18 protein-coding genes are annotated in these 16,383 nt (G+C 65.7%); 17 read left to right on the top strand and 1 reads right to left on the bottom strand.

The window, feature by feature from the left end:
- From ACE039_RS13145 to ACE039_RS13160, 4 genes are all read left to right on the top strand, one after another.
- The coding region (locus ACE039_RS13145) for a GltB/FmdC/FwdC-like GXGXG domain-containing protein (RefSeq protein ID WP_485821003.1) at positions 1-772 on the top strand (772 nt) is incomplete at its 5' end.
- 8 nt (positions 773-780) lie between these two features.
- Complete coding sequence (locus tag ACE039_RS13150; protein WP_105560390.1) at positions 781-2,247, top strand: glutamate synthase subunit beta; 1,467 nt, start codon at positions 781-783, stop codon at positions 2,245-2,247.
- A 247-nt stretch (positions 2,248-2,494) separates the two neighbouring features.
- Positions 2,495-3,133 carry an OmpW/AlkL family protein gene (locus ACE039_RS13155; protein WP_105560391.1) on the top strand — a complete coding sequence of 213 codons (639 nt, stop codon included), beginning with the start codon at positions 2,495-2,497 and terminating at the stop codon, positions 3,131-3,133.
- A 237-nt stretch (positions 3,134-3,370) separates the two neighbouring features.
- Positions 3,371-4,018 carry a class I SAM-dependent methyltransferase gene (locus ACE039_RS13160; protein WP_485822570.1) on the top strand — a complete coding sequence of 216 codons (648 nt, stop codon included), beginning with the start codon at positions 3,371-3,373 and terminating at the stop codon, positions 4,016-4,018.
- A gap of 175 nt (positions 4,019-4,193) precedes the next feature.
- Here ACE039_RS13160 and ACE039_RS13165 read toward each other — a convergent pair whose 3' ends face one another.
- Positions 4,194-5,057 carry a LysR family transcriptional regulator gene (locus ACE039_RS13165; protein ID WP_485822571.1) on the bottom strand — a complete coding sequence of 288 codons (864 nt, stop codon included), beginning with the start codon at positions 5,055-5,057 and terminating at the stop codon, positions 4,194-4,196.
- Positions 5,058-5,121: 64 nt separating this feature from the next.
- Between ACE039_RS13165 and ACE039_RS13170 the strand changes: the two genes are divergently transcribed.
- The 13 genes from ACE039_RS13170 (at position 5,122) to hisG (ending at position 16,364) form a co-directional block, all read left to right on the top strand.
- The gene (locus ACE039_RS13170; protein ID WP_485822572.1) at positions 5,122-6,345 is read left to right on the top strand and encodes a YbfB/YjiJ family MFS transporter; all 1,224 of its coding nucleotides are present in this window, start codon (positions 5,122-5,124) and stop codon (positions 6,343-6,345) included.
- Positions 6,346-6,370: 25 nt separating this feature from the next.
- A complete protein-coding gene (locus ACE039_RS13175; RefSeq protein ID WP_448710001.1) occupies positions 6,371-7,348 on the top strand; it encodes a Bug family tripartite tricarboxylate transporter substrate binding protein in 978 nt (325 codons plus the stop codon).
- A 17-nt stretch (positions 7,349-7,365) separates the two neighbouring features.
- Positions 7,366-8,427, top strand: a complete 1,062-nt coding sequence (locus ACE039_RS13180) for an NAD(P)H-dependent flavin oxidoreductase (protein ID WP_485822573.1) — start codon at positions 7,366-7,368, stop codon at positions 8,425-8,427.
- A 191-nt stretch (positions 8,428-8,618) separates the two neighbouring features.
- Complete coding sequence (locus tag ACE039_RS13185) at positions 8,619-9,455, top strand: ABC transporter ATP-binding protein (RefSeq protein ID WP_485811487.1); 837 nt, start codon at positions 8,619-8,621, stop codon at positions 9,453-9,455.
- Positions 9,452-10,240, top strand: a complete 789-nt coding sequence (gene mlaE / locus ACE039_RS13190; protein WP_448709917.1) for a lipid asymmetry maintenance ABC transporter permease subunit MlaE — start codon at positions 9,452-9,454, stop codon at positions 10,238-10,240. Before ACE039_RS13185 ends, mlaE begins: the two co-directional genes overlap by 4 nt.
- A gap of 12 nt (positions 10,241-10,252) precedes the next feature.
- Positions 10,253-10,753 carry an outer membrane lipid asymmetry maintenance protein MlaD gene (mlaD, locus tag ACE039_RS13195; protein WP_310033754.1) on the top strand — a complete coding sequence of 167 codons (501 nt, stop codon included), beginning with the start codon at positions 10,253-10,255 and terminating at the stop codon, positions 10,751-10,753.
- Between the two features lie 80 nt (positions 10,754-10,833).
- The gene (locus ACE039_RS13200; protein WP_105560399.1) at positions 10,834-11,628 is read left to right on the top strand and encodes an MlaA family lipoprotein; all 795 of its coding nucleotides are present in this window, start codon (positions 10,834-10,836) and stop codon (positions 11,626-11,628) included.
- Positions 11,629-11,666: 38 nt separating this feature from the next.
- Positions 11,667-12,296: an MlaC/ttg2D family ABC transporter substrate-binding protein gene (locus ACE039_RS13205; protein ID WP_448709916.1), complete on the top strand. Its 630-nt coding sequence runs from the start codon at positions 11,667-11,669 to the stop codon at positions 12,294-12,296.
- A 173-nt stretch (positions 12,297-12,469) separates the two neighbouring features.
- The gene (locus tag ACE039_RS13210) at positions 12,470-13,282 is read left to right on the top strand and encodes an ABC transporter ATP-binding protein (RefSeq protein WP_105560401.1); all 813 of its coding nucleotides are present in this window, start codon (positions 12,470-12,472) and stop codon (positions 13,280-13,282) included.
- The gene (locus ACE039_RS13215) at positions 13,279-14,091 is read left to right on the top strand and encodes an ABC transporter permease (RefSeq protein WP_105560402.1); all 813 of its coding nucleotides are present in this window, start codon (positions 13,279-13,281) and stop codon (positions 14,089-14,091) included. The genes ACE039_RS13210 and ACE039_RS13215 overlap by 4 nt, the downstream gene beginning before the upstream one ends.
- A gap of 5 nt (positions 14,092-14,096) precedes the next feature.
- Complete coding sequence (locus tag ACE039_RS13220; protein WP_105560403.1) at positions 14,097-14,342, top strand: BolA family protein; 246 nt, start codon at positions 14,097-14,099, stop codon at positions 14,340-14,342.
- The gene (gene murA / locus ACE039_RS13225; RefSeq protein WP_485822574.1) at positions 14,342-15,610 is read left to right on the top strand and encodes a UDP-N-acetylglucosamine 1-carboxyvinyltransferase; all 1,269 of its coding nucleotides are present in this window, start codon (positions 14,342-14,344) and stop codon (positions 15,608-15,610) included. The genes ACE039_RS13220 and murA overlap by 1 nt, the downstream gene beginning before the upstream one ends.
- Positions 15,611-15,686: 76 nt before the next feature.
- Positions 15,687-16,364, top strand: a complete 678-nt coding sequence (hisG, locus tag ACE039_RS13230; protein ID WP_100853529.1) for an ATP phosphoribosyltransferase — start codon at positions 15,687-15,689, stop codon at positions 16,362-16,364.
- Positions 16,365-16,383 lie beyond the last annotated feature (19 nt).

Below are 16,383 nucleotides of genomic sequence, written 5' to 3' on the forward strand. Positions count from 1 at the left end.
GGCGGGCGCCGTGGCCTCGCGCTACGGCCACGACGGCCTGCCGGACGACACCATCCACATCCAGTGCAACGGCACCGCCGGCCAAAGCTTCGGCGCGTTCCTGGCGCACGGCATCACGATGGACCTGGTGGGCGAAGGCAACGACTACGTCGGCAAGGGCTTGTCCGGCGGACGCATCATCGTGCGCTCGCCCAACGACTTCCGCGGCTTCGGCCCCGACCACATCATTGCCGGCAACACCGTGCTGTACGGCGCGTTGGCGGGCGAGGCGTTCTTCAACGGCGTGGCCGGCGAACGTTTCGCGGTGCGTAACTCGGGCGCGGCGACGGTTGTCGAAGGCACGGGCGACCACGGCTGCGAATACATGACGGGCGGCACGGTCGTGGTGCTGGGCGCCACGGGCCGCAACTTCGCGGCCGGCATGTCGGGCGGCGTCGCGTATGTGTGGGATCCGGAGCGCACGCTCAAGCATCGCGTCAACCTGTCGATGGTGGAACTGGAAGGCGTGGCGCCGCATGCGGAACAGCAAGCGCTGAACAATATCGACATCTGGCACAGCGCGCAGCGCGGTGGCGAACGCGAGACGGATGAAACCATCCTGCGCCGCCTGGTGGAAGACCACTTCCGCTACACCGGCAGCTACCGCGCCCGCGAGATCCTGGGCGACTGGGAAGCCTCGCGCGGCAAATTCGTAAAGGTCATGCCGACGGACTACCGTCGCGCATTGGGTGAAATGTGGCGTGCAGCCAACCAGCAACAACTGGCTGCGTGAGGGATACCATGGGAAAGATTACCGGCTTTATGGAATTTCAGCGTCTGCAGGAGGCCTCCGAGGCCCCGCAGAAGCGGCTGAAGAACTGGCGCGAATTCGTGCTGCACCTGACCGACGACCAGGCCAAGCAGCAAGCCGCGCGCTGCATGGACTGCGGCATCCCGTTCTGCAACAACGGCTGCCCGGTCAACAACATCATCCCCGACTGGAATGACCTGGTGTACAAGCAGGACTGGCGCCGCGCGCTGGACGTGCTGCACTCCACCAATAACTTCCCGGAGTTCACCGGCCGCATCTGCCCGGCGCCGTGTGAAGCCGCCTGTACCTTGAACATCAACAGCGACGCTGTCGGCATCAAGTCCATCGAGCACGCCATCATCGACAAGGGTTGGGCCGAGGGTTGGGTCGCGCCGCTGGTGCCGGCCAAGAAGACCGGCAAGAAGGTCGCGGTGGTGGGTTCCGGCCCCGCCGGCATGGCATGCGCGCAGCAGTTGGCGCGCGCCGGCCACTCGGTGACGCTGTTCGAAAAGAGCGACCGCATCGGCGGCCTGCTGCGTTACGGCATCCCCGATTTCAAGCTGGAAAAGCACCAGATCGACCGCCGCATCTCGCAGATGGAAGCCGAGGGCGTGGAGTTCGCGCCGTCGACCTACATCGGCAACCCGAAGGACCCCGTGGCCGACGGCCTGACGGTGCGCACGCCGGATTCGCTGAAGGCCGAATTCGACGCGATCGTCATGACAGGCGGCTCCGAGACCCCGCGCGACCTGCCGGTGCCGGGCCGCGAACTGTCGGGCGTGTACTACGCGATGGACTTCCTGCGTCAGCAGAACAAGGCCGTCGCCGGCGATCGACTGACCGACCAGACGCTGGCCAAGGGCAAGCACGTGGTCGTGATCGGTGGCGGCGATACGGGTTCCGATTGCGTGGGCACCAGCAACCGCCACGGCGCAGCCTCGGTCACGCAGTTTGAACTGATGCCCCAGCCGCCCGAGTCCGAAAACAAGACCATGACGTGGCCGTACTGGCCGCTGAAGATGCGCACGTCGTCTTCCCACGAAGAAGGCTGCGAACGCGATTGGTCCGTCACCACCAAGCTGCTCAAGGGCAGCAACGGCAAGGTTGAAAAGCTGGTCGGCGCCCGCGTCGAATGGTTCAAGGACGACGCCACCGGCCAGATGAAGATGCGCGAAGTCGAAGGCTCGGAATTCGAGATCAAGGCTGACCTGGTGCTGCTGGCCATGGGCTTCGTGTCGCCGGTGCAGACCGTGCTGGACGCGTTCGGCGTGGACCGCGACGCACGCGGCAACGTGCGCGCCAACACCGACGACTACCGCACCAATGTCGAAAAGGTGTTTGCCGCGGGCGACATGCGCCGGGGCCAGTCACTGGTGGTCTGGGCCATCCGCGAAGGCCGCCAATGCGCGCGCTCGGTGGACGCCTACCTGATGGGCGCTAGCGAATTGCCGCGCTGATCCTTCCGACGCTGGCAATACCCCATTCGCCGCCTTCGCGCCCCCGCGCCAAGGCGGCGAATGCATTCAGACGCGCGACATGATCATTTCCGTAGATGGTCGCGCTTACGTAGGATCCGTCTGATTCTTGTTGCCTGGCGGCCACGGGTGCGCTCCATCTTTTCACGGTTTGACACATATCAATCAGGCCAGGAGCCAGGTTTGAGAACCTGTCGTCTCACCCTCATGGAAAGATCGGAGAAGAAAAATGTTTTCGCTGAACGGGCGTATCCGCGCCACCGCCATCGCCGGACTGATCGCCGCCGGCGCACTCGCCGCACCCGCGCATGCTCATGAGGCAGGCGACGTGCTGTTCCGCGTGGGCGTGACACAGGTCCGTCCTTCGTCCAACAACGGCACGGTGCTGGACGGCAGCGTCAAACTCGACGTCAACAACAACGTGCGCCCGAGCTTCACGCTGGGTTACATGGTGACGCGCAACATCGGCATCGAACTGCTGGGCGCCTGGCCGTTCCAGCACGACGTCAGCGGCAGCGGCCTGGGCAAGATCGGCTCCAGCAAGCAGTTGCCCCCCACGCTCAGCCTGCAATGGCACATCCTCCCGGACAGCATGATCCAGCCGTACATCGGCGTGGGCATCAACTACACCCACTTCTTCGACACCAAGGCCGAAGGCGCGTTGAAGGGTTCGGACCTGAAGCTGGGCGATTCCTGGGGCGTCGCCGCGCAACTGGGCGCGGACTTCAAGATCAACGAACGCTGGTTCATGAACGCCGACATCCGCTACATCGACATCAGGTCGAAGGTGAAGCTGGACGGCCAGCACATCGGCACCGCACGTATCGATCCGTGGGTGGCCACGCTGGGCGTTGGTTACCGCTTCTAAGCATTTATCCGTAAATAATACGAACCGGCCGTTCTAGATGGTTGAGCGCCAGGACGGCGTGCTCCAGCTTTTAGCCGCATCAAGGTGTCATGCGTCGCTCCAGGTCTCGTCCAGACGGAGCTGCACCGCGATGCGGCAGCGGCCGGGTTCAGGAAGTTGCAGTCCTCTGCTGCGAGAAACGGGTAGTCATACGTGCGGCGATTCACCATAGCTAAAAATCACCCGGCGCGCTCGGTCATGTGGGCCGACCGGCTCAGTTTCTCCATGTTGAGCGTCGCCGCGTTTCTTCGTGGGCGGCGCTGGGGTCCGGCACACGATCAATGGTTGCGGCCGTGGATCCATTTGCTGCGCGAGAGTGTAGGTGACGGGGTTGTCGTCGAACTCGGTTGCGGCAATGGCGCCGACCTCGCAATGCTCGCCGCTGAAGGGTTTCAGGTGATCGGTATTGATCGCTCGCCGGCGGCGATCGCCGCGGCGGGAAACAGGATTTCCCCGCAGTCCTTGTATTGCCAGGATCTTCGCGAGCCGTTTCCCCCGGCTGCTCAAGACGCAAGGGGCATCATTGCAAGCCTGTCATTGCACTACTTTTCCGCTACGCAGACGCAGGAGGTGATGTGGCGCATACGTGAGTGTCTTGCCCCTGGTGGCATATTTCTTTGCCGTGTGAACTCGACGCGAGATGCCCATTTCGGCGCGGTCGGTCATTGTTTCGTTGAAGAGAATCTATATCTAGTGCACGGCCAATTGAAGCGCTTTTTCGATGAAGCGGCGGCACTTTCTTTGTTCCGTGAAGGTTGGGAAGTTTGCAGTGTTCAGGAGATGGCGATTCAGCGCTACGCCTTGCCGAAGATCGTCTGGGAGATCGTTGCGCGCCGCACATTTTGAGACCACTTGCTTGAGGCGCAAAAGTCGAGACATGGAAAGACTTTTGGCACTCAAAAAAAGCAGAAGGGTCGGCTGGAAACCCGGGTCAAATTTGAAGCGGCACAGCCCTCACAGGTTGGGGGTGCGGATAAAAATACCGAAGAAGCCCTCGCAGGCCCTCTGAACCCCCTTCTCCCTAAGCTTGCAATTGCTGGCGCAACGCCTGCAGCGCAGGCGTATCGTCGTCCGCACGCCAGACCAGTTGGGTCTGGGCGTGCGCATACGGGCCGGACAGCGCGCTGACACAGACCGAGTGTTCCGCTCCCAAGACGGCCAGCACCGAACGCGGCACGATGGCCACACCTGAGCCTGCCGCCACGCACGCCACGATGGCGTGGTACGACGCGAACTCCATCACACGCCCCGGCGCCAGGCCTTCGTGGTTCAACCACGATTCCAGGATGCGCCGATACGAGCACCCCGCCGCAAACGCGATGACCGTACGGTCGCCCAGATCGCGGGCACTCGCGATCTCGCCCCAAGCCAGCGGCGAAATCAGCGTCAGGTCTTCCTTGAAGGCATCCATGGCAGCCAGGCCATCGGCCGGAAACGGCTGGGCCACGAACGCCGCGTCGATTTCATAGTTGCGCACCTTGGCCGCCAACGCGCCGGACGTGCCGGTGACAAGTTCTATCCCCACCTGCGGCCAGGCCGCGTGATACGCCGCCAGGATCGGCGGCAGGCGCGCGGCCGCCGTGCTTTCCATGGTGCCGATGCGCAGCACGCCTTGCGGTGCGCCGTCACGCACCGCGGCCTGCGCCTCGTCCGACAGGCGCAATAGACGATCCGCGTAGGACAGCAGCACGCGCCCCTGGTCCGACAACACCAGCCGGCGGTTCTGGCGGCGAAAGAGCGGGGCCTCCAGCGAGGCCTCCAATTGCTTCAAGCGGGTCGACACATTGGACTGCACCCGGTTCAGGTGCTGGGCCGCGCGCGCCACGCCGCCCTGGTCGGCCACCGCCTTGAAGATCTGCAACGCGTCGAGATCCAAATTTCTCATTTCAAGAACCTATGTTCTTAATAATTCACTATTAAAGATATTAGTACAGCCGTAGAGTGGACGCATGTCAACGCCTGCTTACCCTTCCGTTCCCGACTCCCGCAGCGCCGTCAGCCTGGCCTGGCCGGCCGCCCTGGCGCTGGCCGCCGCCATGGGGATCGGACGTTTCGCCTTTACGCCCGTCTGGCCGCTAATGGCACAGGAAGGCGGCCTGTCGCTGGCCCAGGGCAGCTGGATTGCCTCGGCCAACTATGCCGGTTACCTGCTGGGCGCGCTGGCGGCCGTGGTCTGGCCGGTGCGACACCCCCGGGGCCAGCTTGCGCTGAGCCTGCTGGCCGTGGCGCTGCTGACCCTGGCCATGCCGCTGATGCACGACGTCGCGTTCTGGTGTGTGCTGCGACTGGCCGCCGGCTACGCCAGCGCCAGCGCCTTCATCTGCGTGGCCGGCTGGCGGGCCGTGCCGGCGGGCGACCCGCGCGAACCCGCTGCGGCGGGCCTGACCTATGCCGGCGTGGGCGCGGGCATCGCGCTGACCGGGCTGGCCTGTCTGGGGCTGATGGCCTGGGGCGTCCGTGCCGACGGCATGTGGCTGGCCCTGGGTGGATTGACGCTGGCCCTGTCCGTCATCGCCTGGCCTGGGCTGAACCGACCAGCCGCCTCGGGCCGGCCGTCGGCCGCCGCCGCACGACCCGCCCGGCTATCCCGCGCGGTTCCTCGCCTGGCGCTGCACTACGGTGTATTCGGGGTGGGCTACATCATTCCCGCCACATTCCTGCCCGCAATGGCCAAGGAGGTCATTGCAGACCCGGCGGTCTTCGGCTGGGCCTGGCCACTGTTCGGGCTGGCGGCGGCCGTGTCCTGCCTGCTGGTGCCCAGGCTTGCGCGAGGCCGCGACGACAAGCGCGTCTGGCAGGGCGCGCAGGCGCTGATGGCGATTGGCATGCTGGCCGTGGCGCTCTGGCACCACATCGCGGCCGTGATCGTGGCCGCGCTGCTGGTGGGCGGCACGTTCATGGTGATCACCCAGGCCGGCATGCTGACCGCGCGGCGCGCTGCCGGCGCTGCCGCGCCCCGGGCCGCCGCCATCATGACCGCCGCGTTCGCCGCCGGACAGATATTGGGGCCACTGTTGGCCTCGTGGGCGTCCCACTGGGGCGCGGGCTTGCCGCAAGTGCTGGGGGCCGGCGCGGCGCTGCTGGCGCTGTCGGCCTGGCGCTTGGGAAAAATCACGACAGAAGACATGGGCGCTGGGCATAATGCGATCGGCCCGCAAGGCTGTACACATTAGAGACAAGAAAGAGGAGTCACCCAGCATGAAATCTTTGCGCCCCCTGATCGCCACCATGGCGGCGGTTGCCGCTTTCAGCAGCGCCGCGCAGGCCCAGACCGCCGACTGGCCCGCCAAACCGATCACCATGATCGTCCCCTACGCGCCCGGCGGCTTCGCCGACACACGCGTGCGGCTGCTGGCGCGCAAGCTGGGCGAAACGCTGGGTCAGCCGATCGTGGTCGAAAACAAGGCGGGCGCAGGCGGCGTGGTCGGCACCAACCTGATCGCCAAGGCCGCGCCCGACGGTTACACCATCGGCACGGGCAACTTGGCCCCGATGGCCGTGAACCCGTCCTTGATGAAGGAAATGCCCTACAACCCGCAAAAGGACCTGGCGCCCATCATCCTGATCGAAAACAGCCCGCTGGTCCTGAGCGTGAACAACGAGCTGCCGGTCAAGACGCTGGCCGACCTGATCGCGCTGGCCAAGAAGCAGCCCGGCAAGCTGTCCTTCGGTTCGTCGGGCGTGGGCGGCGCGCACCACCTGTCGGGTGAAATGTTCCGCGAACAGGCCAAGATCGACATCGTGCACGTGCCGTACAAGGGGGGCAGCCTGGCCGCGACCGACCTGATGGGCGGTCATATCTCGATGATGTTCGAAATGGGCTATTCCGCGCTGCCTGCCATCCAGGGCGCCAAGATCCACCCCATCGCCGTGACGTCCGCCAAGCGCCTGGCCGTGCTGCCCGATGTGCCCACGATGGCCGAATCCGGCCTGCCGGGCTTCGAGTCCTACAACTGGCAGGGCATCGTCGCCCCCGCCGGCACGCCGGCCCCGATCATCGCGAAGCTGAACGCCGAATTCAACCGCATCCTGAAAGAGCCGGATGTGCAGAAAGCCATCGCCGACACCGGCAGCCAGGCCGGCGGCGGCACGCCCGAGGAATTCGCAGCCTTCATCAAGAGCGAAACCGAGAAGTGGGCCCACGTCATCAAGGCTGGGAACATCCAGCTTCAATAACCTTTAGGAGTCTTCCCATGGCCACCCGTCTGCTTGACCTTCTGAAGTTGGACCATCCCATCATCCAGGCCCCCATGGCGGGCGGCGCAACGACGGTGGAACTGGTGTCCGAGGCGTCGAAAGCGGGTGTCCTGGGATCGCTCGGGGCGGCCTACATGAGCCCCGAGCAGATCGAGGCGGCGGCGGCCGATATCCGCGCCCGCACGCCGCGGCCGTTCGCCATCAACCTCTTCGCGTCCGTAGCGGACCAGCCCATGCAGGGCGACACGGGCCGCATGCTGGCCCTGATGGCCCGTTACCACGAACAATTGGGGCTGCCGGCCCCCGTGGCGCCCGGGCCGCAACCCGATCCGCTGCCCGGGCAGATCGAGGCCGTTCTCCGGCTGCGCCCGGCGGTCTTCAGCTTTACCTTTGGCCGGATCCCGGCCGACGTGCTGGCACGCTGCCGCGAACTGGGCATCCTGACCATCGGCACGGCGACCACCGTGCGCGAGGCGGTCGCGCTGGAACAGGACGGCGTGGACGCCGTCGTGGCACAGGGCGCCGAAGCGGGCGGGCACCGCGGCACCTTCCTGGATGATTTCGAACAATCGCTGATTGGCACCATGGCGCTTGCGCCGCAGATAGCCGATGCGATTTCCGTGCCGGTGATCGCCTCCGGCGGCATCATGGACGGCCGCGGCATCGCCGCCGCCCTGGCGCTGGGTGCAGACGCCGCACAAATGGGGACGGCCTTCCTCACCACACATGAATCCGGCATCAGCGACGCCTACAAGGCCGTGCTGCCGGCATCGCGCTCCGAGCAGTCCCGCGTCACCCGGGCTTTTTCGGGACGCCCGGCGCGCGGCATCTCCAACGCCTTCATGCGGGACGCCGACGCGCTCGCCGCCGACATCCTGCCGTATCCCCTGCAGAATGCGCTGACGCGCCCCATGCGCACGGCCGGCGGCAAAGCCGGCAACATCAACGTGCTGTCTCTCTGGGCGGGCCAGGCCGCGCCGTTGGCCCGCCGCGAAAGCACGGCGGACCTGGTCCAGCGGCTGGCCCGCGAAACCGTGGCGGCCCAGGCGCGCCGCTGACCGCCGGGCGGGCACGGCGCGGCTGCCCCTTCCGGGGCGGCCGCGGGGCGGGCGATTGTCCCTGACACCGAAAACACTGTTCCATCCGCGGTGTATCGCATTGTGATTACAAAGCGTCGGGCTACAATGGCGCCTCGCCGCTGGGGGCCAGAGTCCGCCTTGGTCCTCGCAAAACACCCTTTTCGTTGCCCATGCCCGCTCAAACAAGCAGCACCCCGGAATTCGCCCTGCGCCTGGAAGGTGTGGCGCTAGGCTACGGTGATTTCACCGTCTTGCGCGACATCTCCATGGACGTGCGTGCGGGCCAAGTGGTCGCCGTCATGGGCGGCTCGGGTTCCGGCAAGACCACGCTGTTGCGGGCGGCCACCGGCCAGCTCGTCGCGCAGCAGGGCCGGGTCCTGGCGTTTGGGCAGGACATCGGGCGCGCCACCCCGGCCGAACTGCAATCCCTGCGCAAGCGCATGGGCGTGCTGTTCCAGCAGGGCGCGCTGTTCACCGACCTGAATGTGTTCGAGAACGTCGCGTTCCCGCTGCGCGAACACACCAAACTGTCCGAATCCGACGTCACCGACCGTGTACTCGACAAACTCGACGCCGTCGGCCTGCGTGCCGCCGCGCACCTGAGAGTGGCCGAGATCTCGGGCGGCATGGCGCGCCGCGTCGCCCTGGCCCGCGCCGTGGTGCTGGAACCCGAACTGATCCTGTACGACGAACCCTTCGCCGGACTGGACCCGATCTCGCTGGGCATCACGGCCCGCCTGATCCGCAGCCTGGCCGACCGCCTGGGATGCGCGTCGGTGCTGATCACCCACGACGTGCAGGAATCCTTCGCCATCGCCGACCAGGTGTATCTGGTGGGCCAAGGCAAGTTGGCCGCCGCCGGCACGCCGGAAACGCTGTCGGCGTCGCAAGACCCTTATGTGCAGCAATTCCTGAAAGGCCAGCCCGACGGCCCGGTCGCGTTCCAATACCCGGAAACGCCGGCCTTCCAAAAGTGGCTTTCCGAACAGAAAGGGCGCAAAGCATGAGCGGCTCCAACAATCCCGTCAGCGCGCTCGGCGGCTGGGTGCGCGGCACCGTATCCGGCATCGGCTACTTCACCCGGTTCTTCGCCGGCATGCTGGCGCGCAGCGGCATCGTCTTCTCGCGCCCGCGCCTGGTGTCGCAGCAAGTCCATTTCATCGGCAACTATTCGCTGCTGATCATCGCCGTGTCGGGCATGTTCGTCGGCTTCGTGCTGGGGCTGCAGGGCTACTACACCCTGAACCGCTACGGTTCCGAAGAAGCGCTTGGCCTGCTGGTGGCCTTGTCGCTTGTGCGTGAGCTGGGGCCTGTCGTGACGGCGTTGCTGTTCGCCGGGCGCGCGGGCACCTCGCTGACCGCCGAGATCGGCCTGATGAAAGCCGGCGAGCAACTATCGGCCATGGAAGTCATGGCCGTCGACCCGATCCGTCGCGTGCTGGTGCCGCGCCTGTGGGGCGGCATCATCGCCATGCCCATCCTTGCGGCGGTGTTCTCCATGGTGGGCATCCTGGGCGGCTGGGTCGTCGGTGTCGTGATGATCGGCGTGGACGCAGGCGCGTTCTGGTCACAGATGCAAAACGGCGTGGACGTCTGGAACGACGTGGCCAACGGCGTCATCAAGAGCGTGGTGTTCGGCGTCACGGTAACGCTGGTGGCGCTCTACGAAGGCTGGCAGGCCCGGCCCACGCCCGAAGGCGTAGCCCGCGCCACCACGCGCACCGTGGTGGTGGGCTCCTTGGCAGTACTTGGGCTGGACTTCCTGCTCACTGCCTTGATGTTTGGAAATTGAAACGGATCGATCATGTCACGCGAAAAAACCGACTTCTGGGTAGGCCTGTTTGTACTGCTGGGCGCGATCGCGCTGGTATTCCTGGCGTTGCGCGCCGGCAACCTCAGCACGTTTTCCTTCGCCCCGACCTATACGCTATCGGCCAATTTCGATAACGTAGGCGGCCTCAAGCCGCGCGCGGCAGTCAAAAGCGCCGGCGTCGTCGTGGGCCGCGTGTCCAGCATCACCTTCGACGACAAGACCTTCCAGGCGGTCGTCTCGGTGAACCTGGAAAAAGCCTATCAGTTCCCAAAAGACACGTCGGCATCGATCCTCACGTCCGGATTGCTGGGTGAACAGTACCTGGGCCTGACGGCGGGCAGCGAAGAAGAGAACTTTACCGACGGCGGAAAAATCCGCTATACACAAAGCGCGGTCGTTCTGGAGCAGCTGATCAGCCAGTTCCTGTACGGCTCCGCCGAGAAGCAGGGCGCGGCCTCTGAAGCCGAACCCGCCGCGAAAGCGCCAAATTGAAGACGATGCGAAAGACGCCGTAACGGGCTGCGCTTCACCATCGCAACATCATAAGAATCGTTGATAGGAATGTCCTGATCATGAACAAGAACGCACTTTCCCGAATCGCCACCATCGCAGCGGCGGGTGCACTGATGGCCGGCTGCGCCGCGCCGCAGAACCCGGATCCACGCGATCCGTGGGAAGGCTTCAACCGGGGCGTCTACAAGTTCAACGACACGGTCGACCGCGCGGTCTTCAAGCCGGTGGCCCAGGCCTACACCTATGTCACGCCGCAGCCCGTGCGCAGCTGCGTTCACAACATCTTCAGCAACGTCGGCGACCTCTGGTCGGGCGCCAACAGCTTTCTGCAAGGCCGCGGCCACGACTTCGTGAACACGCTGGGCCGGTTCTTGTTCAACACCACGATGGGCGTGGGCGGCTGCTTCGACGTCGCCTCGGCCAACGGCGCGCGCAAGATCCCGAACGACTTCGGCACGACGCTGGGCGTGTGGGGCTTCGGCCAGGGCCCGTACCTGGTGCTGCCGATCTTCGGCTCGTCCACGGTGCGCGACGGCGCGGGCCTGATCGGCGATTACTACGGCACGACCTACGGCTACATGGGCGTCGACTCCATCGACAACGTGCGCCTGCGCAACTCGCTGTGGGGCCTGCGCGTCGTCGATACGCGCGCCAGCCTGCTCAGCGCCACCGACACGATCGACCGCGTCGCGCTGGATCCGTACAGCTTCATCCGCGATGCCTACCTGCAGCGCCGCAACGCCATGGTGCTTGGCCACCGCGTGAACGATGACGATGCGCTGCCCAACTACGAGGACGACGACGGCGACGCCCCGGCCCAGGGCGCTCCGGCGCCCGCGCCGGCAACCAAGTAAGCTGTCGCTTGCGTTCATCGGTACAGTAAGGAGTTTTGATGCGATTTGCTTTTATTTCCCTGTTGCAACGGTTGGCCTTCGCAGGCCTGCTGGGCCTTGCCGCGGCTGGCGCCGCGCAGGCCAAGCCCAACCCCAACGGTCCTCCGGACCAATTCGTCATCGCCACGGCCAATGAGGCCCTTGACGTGCTGAAAGCGGACGGCGCCGTCAAAGCCGGCAACACCGCCCGCATCAACGACGTCGTCAACCAGCACATCCTGCCCTACGTCAATTTCCAGAAAACGACCCGCCTGTCCGCCGGTCGCTACTGGCGCCAGGCGACGGAGCAGCAGAAGACGGCCCTGGCCGACGCGTTCCGCGGCACGCTGGTGCGCACCTACAGCGGCGCGCTGACCCGCGTCACGCCCACCACCACCGTCAAGGCCCTGCCGTTCCGCGGCGATCCCAAGGCCGACGACGTGGTCGTGCGCACCCTGATCAGCCAGGACAACGGCCAGCCCACGGGCGTGGACTACCGTCTGGAAAAGACGCCGCAAGGCTGGAAGATCTACGACATGAACGTCGAAGGCATCTGGCTGATCGAGAACTACCGCAACCAGTTCGCGCAGCAGATCAACCAGAACGGCATCGACGGCCTGATCAAGGCGTTGAACCAGCGCAACCAGTAATTCCCCGGTTCCGGCTGCCTCCGGCCCGGCGCGCCCCTAGCGGCCCGCCGGGCTGATTATTTAAGGGACGGATGAGGCCGCCATCCCTACGGCTGCCGGGGCCATAGGCGCTTGCCGCCTCGGTGCGCTTATATAATGATCAATTCGCTCTTTCCGGGCAGCCCCCCGCCGTCATGTCAGCCGTCAGTCTAGAAAACGTCTCCAAGGTCTACTCGCCACGCCAGCGTGGCTGGCAGAAGTTGCTTGGGCGCACGCCCGCCCCCGGCTTTCAGGCGCTGGACCATGTCAGCCTGAACATCGAGCACGGCGAGTTCTTTGGCCTGCTAGGCCCGAACGGCGCGGGCAAGACCACCCTGATCTCGATCCTGGCCGGCCTGGCGCACGCGTCGTCCGGACGGGCCACCGTCTGTGGTTACGACGTCGTGGCCGACTACAAGTCGGCGCGGCGCGCGCTGGGCGTGGTGCCGCAAGAGCTGGTCTACGACCCGTTCTTCACGGTGCGCGAGACCCTGCGTATCCAGTCCGGCTACTTCGGCCTGCGCAACAACGACGACTGGATCGACGAGATTCTGTTCAACCTGGGCCTGGCCGACAAAGCCGACAACAACATGCGCGCGCTGTCCGGCGGCATGAAACGCCGCGTGCTGGTGGCGCAGGCGCTGGTGCACCGTCCCCCCGTGATCGTGCTGGATGAACCCACCGCAGGCGTGGACGTGGACTTGCGCCGCACGTTGTGGGAGTTCATCTCGCGCTTGAACAAGGCGGGCCACACCATCATGCTGACCACGCACTACCTGGAAGAAGCGGAAGCCCTGTGCGGCCGCATCGCCATGCTCAAGCGCGGCCGGATCGTGGCGCTGGACACCACGCAGGCCCTGATGGCTCGCGTCGGCGGCGTCGATCTGGAAGACGCGTTCGTGCGCATCATGCATCAGGGCGACGAGCCCGCCGCGCCCGCCCTGCAACCCGAAGAGATTTCCTCATGACGCCGCCCAACGCGACCGCCAGCCAACCGCTGGTGCAGCCCCGCCTGGACGCGGGCTCCGGTTTCCCGACCCTGCTGCGCAAGGAATTGCTGCGCTTCTGGAAGGTCGGCTTCCAGACCATCGCCGCCCCCGTGATCACGGCGCTGCTGTACCTGCTGGTGTTCGCGCACGTGCTGGAAGGGCGCCTGATGGTGTACGGCACGGTGCCTTACACAGCGTTCCTGATCCCCGGGCTCATGATGATGAGCATGCTGCAGAACGCGTTTGCCAACCCGTCGTCGTCATTGATCCAAAGCCGCATCACCGGCAACCTGGTCTTCATGCTGCTGCCGCCGCTGTCGCACCGCGACATGTTCGGCGCCTTCGTGCTGGCGGCCATCGTGCGCGGCCTGGCCGTGGGGCTGTGCGTCTGGGCCGTGGCGCTGTTCTTCGTATCGCTGATCCCCGCCAACCCGCTGTGGTTGCTGGTCTTTGCCGTGCTGTCCTGCGGCATCATGGCCGTGCTGGGCGTGGTCGCGGGCCTGTGGTCCGAAAAATTCGACCAGCTGGCCGCCTTCCAGAATTTCCTGATCATGCCCGCGACGTTCCTGTCCGGCGTGTTCTATTCCATCCACACGTTGCCGCCCTTCTGGCAGAGCGTGTCCCACTGGAACCCCATCTTCTACGCCATCGACGGATTCCGCTACGGATTCTTCGCGGTGTCGGACGTCTCGCCCTGGCGCAGCCTGGCGGTGGTGACGGCGGTGTTCCTGGCGCTATCGCTTTACGCGCTGCGGCTTCTGGCCAGCGGCTACAAACTCAGGAACTGACGTCCATGCTTCCCACTCCCGCGCAAGTCCGCCAATACATCGCGGACGGCCTGCCCTGTGAACATCTTGACGTGCAGGGCGACGGCTCGCATTTCGACGCCGTCATCGTCAGCACGGCCTTCGAAGGCAAGCGCCTGATCCAGCGCCATCAGATGGTCTATGCCGCGCTCGGCGACCGCATGAAGGCCGAGATCCACGCACTGTCCATGCGCACGCTGACCCCTGGCGAATATCAGCAAGCAGGCAAGTAATGGATAAGCTCCGCATCACCGGCGGCGCGCCGCTACGCGGCGAAATCTCGATTTCCGGCGCCAAGAATTCGGCCTTGCCGATCCTGTGCGCGGGTCTGCTGACCGCCGACGCGCTGACGCTTGCCAACGTTCCGCACCTGAACGACACCGCCACCATGCTGCGCCTGCTCGGCCGCATGGGCGTGCGCGCCGAGCGCGGCACGGACGGCGTGGTCACGCTGCAGGCCAACCACGTCGACAACCTGGAAGCGCCGTACGACCTGGTCAAGACGATGCGCGCCTCCATCCTGGTGCTGGGCCCGCTGCTCGCCCGCTTCGGCGAAGCGCGCGTGAGCCTGCCTGGCGGTTGCACCATCGGCCAGCGGCCGGTGGATCAGCACATCAAGGGCCTGGCCGCCCTGGGCGCCGAGATCAGCATCGAGCACGGCTTTGTCGTCGCGCGCGCCAAGCGCCTGAAGGGCGCCTCCGTGCGCACCGACATGGTCACCGTCACCGGCACCGAGAACCTGCTGATGGCGGCCGTGCTGGCCGACGGCCGGACCGTGCTGGAGAACGCCGCGCGCGAACCCGAAGTGGTCGACCTGGCCGAATTGCTCATCAAAATGGGCGCCCGCATCCAGGGGCACGGCACGGACCGCATCGTGATCGACGGGGTCGAGCGCCTGCACGGCGCCGAACACCGCGTTATCTCCGACCGCATCGAAGCCGGCACCTTCCTGTGCGCCGTGGGCGCGGCGGGCGGCGACATCGTGCTGAAGAACACTGACGCCGGCATCCTGGGCGCCACGCTGGACAAGCTGGTCGAAGCCGGCCTGACCATCGAAACCGGCCCGGACTGGATCCGCGGCGCCATGTCCACGCGCCCGAAAGCGGTGGGTTTGCGCACGCACGAATACCCCGGCTTCGCCACCGACATGCAGGCGCAGGTCATGGCGCTGAATGCCGTGGCGGACGGTACCTCGGTCATCGTCGAGACGATTTTCGAGAACCGCTACATGCACGTGCAGGAACTGCGCCGCCTGGGCGCCGACATCGACATCGACGGCCACACCGCCATCGTGCGCGGCGTGAAGCGCCTGTCGGGCGCCACCGTCATGGCCACCGACCTGCGCGCCTCGGCCAGCCTCGTCATCGCCGGCCTGGCGGCCGACGGCGACACGCTGGTCGACCGCATCTACCATCTGGACCGTGGCTACGACCAGATGGAAGTCAAACTGCGCGCCCTGGGCGCGAACATCCAACGCGTGACCGGCAAGGAACAGGCATGAAAAGTAATAGCCCCCACGCCGCGCCGTCGGCTTGCTGCTCCCCGATTGGGTCCGATCATTTTGAGGCTGCCCGGCAATGAACAATGCCACCACGATGAAGCCCCTGACCCTGGCCCTGTCCAAGGGCCGGATTTTTGAAGAAACCATGCCGTTGCTGGCCGAGGCCGGCATCGAAGTGACCGAAAGCCCGGAGAGCTCGCGCAAGCTGATCCTGCCGACCAGCGACCCTGGCCTGCGCCTGATCATCGTGCGCGCCTCCGACGTGCCGACCTACGTGCAGTACGGCGCGGCCGACCTGGGCATCGCGGGCAAGGACGTGCTGATCGAGCACGCCAAGGAACAGCCCGGCGGCCTGTACCAGCCCATCGACCTGAACATCGCCAAGTGCCGCCTGGCCGTGGCCGTGCGCAACGGCTTCGACTACGAAGGCGCCGTGCACCAGGGTGCGCGCCTGCGCGTGGCCACCAAGTACGTCCACTCAGCCCGTGAACACTTTGCGGCAAAGGGTGTGTACGTGGATATCATCAAGCTGTATGGTTCGATGGAACTGGCGCCGCTGGTCGGCCTGGCCGACTGCATCGTCGACCTGGTGTCCACCGGCGGCACGCTGCGCGCCAACGACCTGGTCGCAGTCGAAGACGTCATGCCCATCTCGTCGCGCCTGATCGTCAACCAGGCTGCGCTGAAGACCCGCGGCGCCCGCCTGCAACCGCTGCTGGACGCCTTCGAAAGAGCCGCCTCCCGCAACGCCTGACCCCCGCCCGCCGCGATGC

Source organism: Achromobacter maghribensis (assembly GCF_057334215.1).

Coding starts and splice junctions, on each gene's coding strand:
- mlaD (WP_310033754.1), top strand. CDS start 10,253: ATGTCACGCGAAAAAACCGACTTCTGGGTAGGCCTGTTTGTACTGCTG.
- ACE039_RS13220 (WP_105560403.1), top strand. CDS start 14,097: ATGCTTCCCACTCCCGCGCAAGTCCGCCAATACATCGCGGACGGCCTG.
- mlaE (WP_448709917.1), top strand. CDS start 9,452: ATGAGCGGCTCCAACAATCCCGTCAGCGCGCTCGGCGGCTGGGTGCGC.
- ACE039_RS13200 (WP_105560399.1), top strand. CDS start 10,834: ATGAACAAGAACGCACTTTCCCGAATCGCCACCATCGCAGCGGCGGGT.
- ACE039_RS13155 (WP_105560391.1), top strand. CDS start 2,495: ATGTTTTCGCTGAACGGGCGTATCCGCGCCACCGCCATCGCCGGACTG.
- ACE039_RS13170 (WP_485822572.1), top strand. CDS start 5,122: ATGTCAACGCCTGCTTACCCTTCCGTTCCCGACTCCCGCAGCGCCGTC.
- ACE039_RS13180 (WP_485822573.1), top strand. CDS start 7,366: ATGGCCACCCGTCTGCTTGACCTTCTGAAGTTGGACCATCCCATCATC.
- ACE039_RS13210 (WP_105560401.1), top strand. CDS start 12,470: ATGTCAGCCGTCAGTCTAGAAAACGTCTCCAAGGTCTACTCGCCACGC.
- ACE039_RS13205 (WP_448709916.1), top strand. CDS start 11,667: ATGCGATTTGCTTTTATTTCCCTGTTGCAACGGTTGGCCTTCGCAGGC.
- ACE039_RS13150 (WP_105560390.1), top strand. CDS start 781: ATGGGAAAGATTACCGGCTTTATGGAATTTCAGCGTCTGCAGGAGGCC.
- ACE039_RS13215 (WP_105560402.1), top strand. CDS start 13,279: ATGACGCCGCCCAACGCGACCGCCAGCCAACCGCTGGTGCAGCCCCGC.
- murA (WP_485822574.1), top strand. CDS start 14,342: ATGGATAAGCTCCGCATCACCGGCGGCGCGCCGCTACGCGGCGAAATC.
- hisG (WP_100853529.1), top strand. CDS start 15,687: ATGAACAATGCCACCACGATGAAGCCCCTGACCCTGGCCCTGTCCAAG.
- ACE039_RS13185 (WP_485811487.1), top strand. CDS start 8,619: ATGCCCGCTCAAACAAGCAGCACCCCGGAATTCGCCCTGCGCCTGGAA.
- ACE039_RS13165 (WP_485822571.1), bottom strand. CDS start 5,057: ATGAGAAATTTGGATCTCGACGCGTTGCAGATCTTCAAGGCGGTGGCC.
- ACE039_RS13160 (WP_485822570.1), top strand. CDS start 3,371: ATGTGGGCCGACCGGCTCAGTTTCTCCATGTTGAGCGTCGCCGCGTTT.
- ACE039_RS13175 (WP_448710001.1), top strand. CDS start 6,371: ATGAAATCTTTGCGCCCCCTGATCGCCACCATGGCGGCGGTTGCCGCT.